The sequence below is a fragment of the Neptunomonas sp. genome, assembly GCF_041601355.1.
In the GTDB taxonomy this organism is placed as follows: Bacteria; Pseudomonadota; Gammaproteobacteria; order Pseudomonadales; family Balneatricaceae; genus Neptunomonas.
In genome coordinates, this window is sequence record NZ_JBFIIH010000172.1 from 1 (window position 1) to 6372 (window position 6372).

Genomic DNA, 6372 nt, shown 5'->3' on the forward strand with positions numbered 1-6372 from the left:
GCTTTAGTGCTGATTCTGTTTTACTACATTCAGCTAGTTTCAATGCACGCTTAACCCAAGGTCCTGCCTTAAGAGTCTCTGAATCTACGACTACACAGTAGTTTTTATCTTTATCGAGTCTGATTGTTTTATCTATCTTGTTATAAACAAACTTTTGATGAGGGTGTTCACTACAATCAAGTAAAGCAAATTCCGTCTTTCCTGTTGCGACTAGAACTTGTATGCATTTACCTTCAAAGGCATAAGAACTAATTTTTTTGGTTTCTGCGTTGTATTCAAAACGAACATCATGGCCTGGATCATTTCTAGGAGTGCCTTCATCCGTTTTTGGCTTACACGAATGAGTTTGCATTAACTCTGATTGACCCGGTCCATAAGTATCAAGACAAAAACCATACCCATTAGGCTCATCCAGATTTTCATAAAGCACTATATAGGGAGCCTCTGTCGGTACATTTGGCTCCGCCGCTGACACATGGCCAATAAAAAACACCAATATAGACAAAATTGAAATTTTGAAAGTTGAATAGATCATATATTTTCCTTTAAATAGTAAATACGATTGTTAAATGTGCCTAACGCATTGCTCAGTGGAAAAATGCGAGCTCCAGCGAATAGTTTTTCCGCTGCAGCACCTTGATACTTATTTAATTGTTTTTCGCAGTAAAACTAAATTATCCAATACCAAATTAGACGACCAAATAAACTCAGCATCAGCACCTTTTGTGTCAAATACATCTAAGAAATTCATGAATGATTTTTTGTTTTTTACTCCAACGGTATCATTAGTAAAAGTTGCAGCTGCAGGCCATGCACTGTCATCAAAGTCAGGTTTCATCCAGTTTTTATCAACTTCCCAATGAGCTGCAGACGTTTTATCTGCATTAGTTACTTTCTGTTTTTCACAAGCTGAACTATCGCGCAAAGAGTTATTTATTACCAAACAATCTCTATTAACGATGGGGGAGGTATAAAAAGTTTGAGCTTTCCAGCTATTGTCTGTAATAGCTACAGTCTGGCCCTTTGCGTCTTGAAAATGGGCAACTAAGCCACCATCGCCAGCATGAAATTTAGTACCGCGATTGTATTCCATTCCTAACCCAAGCGTTTCTTCCCAGTCCACCATCTTTATAGCGATAGTTAACGGACGATCTGCTTTAAAACGTACAACACTAGAGTTAAATGGTGTGAAAACAACCGGGTCGACAGCAATTATGTTTCCGTTTATGTATAGCTCAAAATAATTATCGGAAAATATATAAGCCGTGAATTCTTCTGTACCTCCAGCATTAATAACTGGCACATCGTTTAGGTCTAATTCAGCGAGTGATTTTAATACCTTGCCACCACATTCGTTAAACAGGTCTTCTGCTTTAGGAGTTGTTTCATAGTTATTTTCAGCAGGTACAATCCACACTTTTCCATCTTCTGATTTGATTTCTCCAATAGCACTAGGGCGAGATTTTCCACCACAATCAATCAAGCCCGCATGTGTTTGAGTTGCAGGGCCGATAGTAAAAGTTGGTTGTTCTGCCATAACCGATTCCGTTAAAAACACAGCACCAAAGATGAGTGAATATTTTTTCATAATTTTCCCGTTAATAAAAATCAAGCGATCTTTTTGCTTGACTAGTTAGTGCCAATTTCACGTTTCGAAAGAAACACTATTAGTAGTTTTAGTTTTTACTACAATGAATGTACATACTCACTTGGAAGTCTAACAATAAGCAGTTATGCGGAACGCGACCTCATAATTATTATTATCAGGAATTCTTATAATTCCACGAATGTGCTCTCATTCCCCCTAATAGCTTGATATTTATAAATAATAACACACACAGAACTACCGCCAAAAATTAAGAGGGAAAGAATAAGCGAAATTTTCATTGGCTTACTTAAGAAAAATTAAACAGTGTAAATAAACAGATTTTGAGAAAAGACTGCTCAATGACTTATTCCCCATTCCTTCGGTCTATCCGCGAGTACATGCCTGTTAGGCGCTATAGTCGTAGAACCATAGCGGCATATTTATACTGGATCAAGCTATATATTTTATCCCATAAATATAGGAGGAAGAGCAATTTTATACGATGGGCTTGATGTGATGTGGGTTAATCAATTTGGGAAAAGTACGGCTGCTTCTCTTTAGGATTACCGGCCATGACTACTTTGGGATCTGAGGGGCCGCAGATATTATATTAGCAAACCCTAAGATTCCGTTTTTGACACGGACCTGCCAAAACGCTTGACCTTTTTTGCTCAGAGTATTTAGGGCGCTTATCACAAAGTTGACATATACAGCTAAATAGAAAACCGTAGGTTATACAATCTACCGCACTTTTCTTTGTATACGTTGTAGCAAGAACAACTGGGGGCAGAGCATAGTTGTTCATTTATCCCGTAATAACCACTCGAGCCATCCTGGCTATAGTTTTGCTCCTTGTGTTTGATACCCCCTTATCGCATATAGTTTGTAACACCAGCGCTGAGAAATTAAGTAAACTGTCCCCGGAATCCCGAACTATATCGACCCTCCCTTGGCGAACCAGTTAAACAGGGGCTCGTTGGCCTTTTTCAACTTGTCTGGAGCCACCTTGTACAGCATGAACGCTTCAGCAAAGGCCTCCATGGTGTTTTTCTTGGAGTACGGCGTTAAGGCTGGTTTTTCTTTTGTGAGTGCGGTGAACTGATCGAGGACAGACGGAGACATCGCGTCGTTCACTGCCTTGTCGGCCTCTGCCAACATTTTCTTCGCGGCCGCCACCTGTTGGTTCAATGACACTTTCGCGTTCCCCGTGGCAGCATCGGCAAGCTTGTTCAGACGTTGATATTCACGCTTCGCGTCACCCTGTTTTTCAAGAGCCAGTCTCAGCTTGGCAAATTCGATGGCATGTCCGATTTCATGGACGATGATGTCAGCGCCAGGCTGAACGTTGTAGCCTTTCTTGGCGGTCTCGTCTGGATCACTCTTGAAGCAATCGTACATCGTGATGGTGTAATCGCGATGGACCACTTCAGCTAGATGGAGTCCACAATCTCCATAATCCTCAAGTTCACATTTGTAATTGGGGTTTGCAGCAATGAACTGATTACACCTGTTCGTCCAACGAATGAAACGATAGTCGGCGATAAGCGGGATTTCGCTGTCCGTCAGCTTTCCCAGAGCTTCGGCGAGCAACCGGATATCTTCCGGACTCCATGCTTTATCCCCAGGCTCGAGGGTAATGCGATACTTCTTCGTCAGGAACGCCTTTGTCTTTATAACTTTGTCGGAACCTGCAGACGAATAGAACTCAGGATGTTTGGTAAAGCTTTCGCGGGCACGATCGACCCATAGTCTGTTGTGGTAGTCCCTGTTGTAGAAGAGCGCCAGCATCGCGGGGACGCCCGCTTCGCACACGAACTTCCGTGCGTCGTATTTCTGACGAATTTGCGCTTCCAGGCTTTGTCGTTCCTTCCCGATGGCTTCATCCAACAAGACTCCGCGGTTGATATGCTCGACGAGGCCGACCTTACCGGGAAGCAGATCCTTAGTTTGCTTCAGGCACGCGTCGACATTTGCCTTGTCCGCTTCAGGGTCTGGTTGTCGCTGCAACAAGGGTGCTTGCTGCACCACGTGCGTAAGCTCATGCGCGAGCAATCGTCGGCCCGCTCGCGATTCCGGTGCATGCTGGCCGGCCCCAAACACAACATTCCGCCCCACGGTGTACGCTAGAGCACTGACCGCACGCGCCGACTCCGCCGCCCGGCTATCGGTATGCACGCGCACGCCGCCGAAGTCATGCTTGAAGCGTGGCTCCATAAAGGCGCGAGTCATCGAATCGAGAGGTTGACCGGGTGAGCGCAATACTTCGTAGACGATGGGCGGTGCTGCGGTTTGTCCTGAGTCACTTAAGCCGACGTGCTGAGTTTGCAAGCGCTCATGTTTCTGGCCCGGCCGCGCCGTCCGACACTTAAGGCACCCTCCGCCGCAGGGGCAAGCGCGCTGAAACTCCGGCTCAGGCATTCGCATCACTTGTTCGGTGATGTAGTCTGCTTCCTGCTCGTAGATGTCTCCCGGCTTGTTGATCGCTAATTTCGTCTGTATCGCTTCTGCAGGAGGATGTATGGGAATTCGGCAAAAATCGTGGCTAAAGAGAGGTGTTACCGTACTGGCCAATCCTACTTCGAGTTCTTCAGGGTTAGTCTGCAACATCCGCTGCATCACTTGATTTCCAAGCGTGCGCTGCAATTGAAGGATCGAGTTCACCTCACGGCGTTGTCCAAGGCTTGCACCAGCGGGTATCCTAGACTTGGTGGGTGTAGCTTGCTGGGATGCCTTCGGTTTCTGTGCGAAAGTGCGCATGGTTAATATCCTCCCGCTCGGTTTTCTGTCTCCTAACAATTAAGCAGTTATGCGGATGACATTGTCATCGACATATCTGTCTTACGCCCTGATTTGTTACGATCTTAGGCCGTCAACTGCATCGACTAGTTAAATCCGACAAGTATTGGATACATCAGCGCTAAGCCTTACTTACTCAAATGGTTCTCTTCACTGCTTATTACTACCCATACAAGGCTCATGCCATCATTACCTAATAATTTGAAATATATAGGAATATCTAATATAACCTCATTGTTTAATTTCTTAAGCGGGTCAATACCTTCCCACCACCCTCAGTAAACAAACACAAAAGTATGATTTTTTAATGGGTAATCAAAGAGTTATTATTGAGATTAGCTATTCAGCGGAAATGGGGCATAAACAACCCACCTTCTGCAGGAAACAAGCTAGTTATTTGCATTGCGTAAATGGCAAATAAAACGGTGTCGAGGGAATTTCAGGGCCGTATTAGATTTTTTTTAACGCCTTTCTAAGTGGCCTAACTAGCACGGAATTACGGGATTACGGGGACAGTTTACTTAATTCTGGGATTACGGGGACAGTTTACTTAATTCTTAAAGTGGGCTGGATTAAGTAAGCTTTCCCCGTAATCCGTCTGGAACCACAATTTTGTAACGAAATGTTTACAAATAGAGCTTTTTCGCTAAATCAGGAGCGAGCATTAACAAGCCCTTCTCGGGCATATTTTCACGAAATAACCTAAACTGCGACGACAAAATCATGAGGCAAAACGCCTTTGAATATAACTAATTAAAAGCACTCAATGTCACAATGAAACTTACCCTTGTACTATTCAGGTAAGTAATGCCTAAAACCAAATTCTAATAAGATGCATCGTCATCTGATTTTAAGAATGACTAAAGGGAGTAAACAATGGCAGATTTGTTTGAAAACCCAGTAGGCTTAGATGGCTTTGAATTCATCGAATTTTCATCACCTGAAAAGGGCCAACTAGAAACCGTATTTACAGCGATGGGTTTTACCCATATTGCCAATCACCGCACTAAAGACGCGCAACTATGGCGTCAGGGTGGCATTAATTTAATCGCGAATTACGAGCCAAAATCAGCAGCATGGTACTTTGCTCGTGAACATGGACCGTCCGCATGTGGCATGGGCTTTCGCGTTAAAAATGCAGTAAAAGCATATAAGCACTTATTGGCACAAGGCGCTGAACCCGTTGTAGTCGAAACGGGCCCTATGGAACTACGTCTACCAGCAATTAGAGGTATTGGCAGCGCGATCATCTATCTTATTGACCGATATGGCGATGAGTTATCTATTTATGACATTGATTTTGAATACCTTGATGGCGTCGACCGCAATCCAGTGGGAGCAGGCTTCAAAATAATCGACCACTTAACTCACAACGTGTATGGCGGTCGCATGAAATATTGGGCTGATTTCTATGAGAAGTTGTTTAATTTCCAAGAAATTCGCTTCTTTGATATCAAAGGTGAATACACCGGGCTAACCTCCAAAGCACTAACGGCACCAGATGGTAAAATTCGCATTCCGCTAAACGAAGAAGGCGAAGGCGGTAAAGGGCAAATTGACGAGTTCTTAAGAGCATTTAATGGTGAAGGTATTCAACATATTGCTTTTAGTTGCGATGACTTAGTTGCATGTTGGGATCGCTTGAACAAAATGGGAATGCCTTTCATGACAGCGCCACCAGCAACATATTATGAATTGCTGGAAGGTCGCTTACCTAACCATGGTGAACCTGTTGAAGAACTTCAAACACGTGGCATATTAATGGATGGCACCGTTGAAGGTGGCCCTCGATTACTGCTTCAAATATTCTCTGAAACCCAGTTGGGCCCAGTATTCTTTGAATTTATTCAGCGCAAAGGCGATGACGGTTTTGGTGAAGGTAACTTTAAAGCATTATTCGAATCTATTGAACGTGACCAAATTAATCGTGGTGTGTTGAATACTGGAAAAAAATGAGAAAAGGGGGGCGTCTGAGCCACCCAATCCAA

At 43.8% G+C, this 6372-nt stretch carries 4 protein-coding genes; 1 reads left to right on the forward strand and 3 read right to left on the reverse strand.

Translation table 11 applies throughout. The annotated features are described in order from the left end of the window. From ABY436_RS18190 to ABY436_RS18200, 3 genes are all read right to left on the reverse strand, one after another. Positions 1-535: hypothetical protein (locus ABY436_RS18190; protein ID WP_372740350.1), on the reverse strand; the 535-nt coding region annotated here is incomplete at its 3' end. Positions 536-643: 108 nt separating this feature from the next. Continuing rightward, positions 644-1588, reverse strand: coding sequence for a hypothetical protein (locus ABY436_RS18195; protein ID WP_372740351.1), 945 nt, complete (start codon positions 1586-1588; stop codon positions 644-646). Positions 1589-2521: 933 nt separating this feature from the next. After that, positions 2522-4345, reverse strand: coding sequence for a DUF4157 domain-containing protein (locus tag ABY436_RS18200; RefSeq protein WP_372740352.1), 1824 nt, complete (start codon positions 4343-4345; stop codon positions 2522-2524). A 915-nt stretch (positions 4346-5260) separates the two neighbouring features. On the opposite strand from ABY436_RS18200, the gene hppD reads away from it, so the two are divergent. After that, positions 5261-6340, forward strand: a complete 1080-nt coding sequence (gene hppD / locus ABY436_RS18205; RefSeq protein ID WP_372740353.1) for a 4-hydroxyphenylpyruvate dioxygenase — start codon at positions 5261-5263, stop codon at positions 6338-6340. Positions 6341-6372 lie beyond the last annotated feature (32 nt).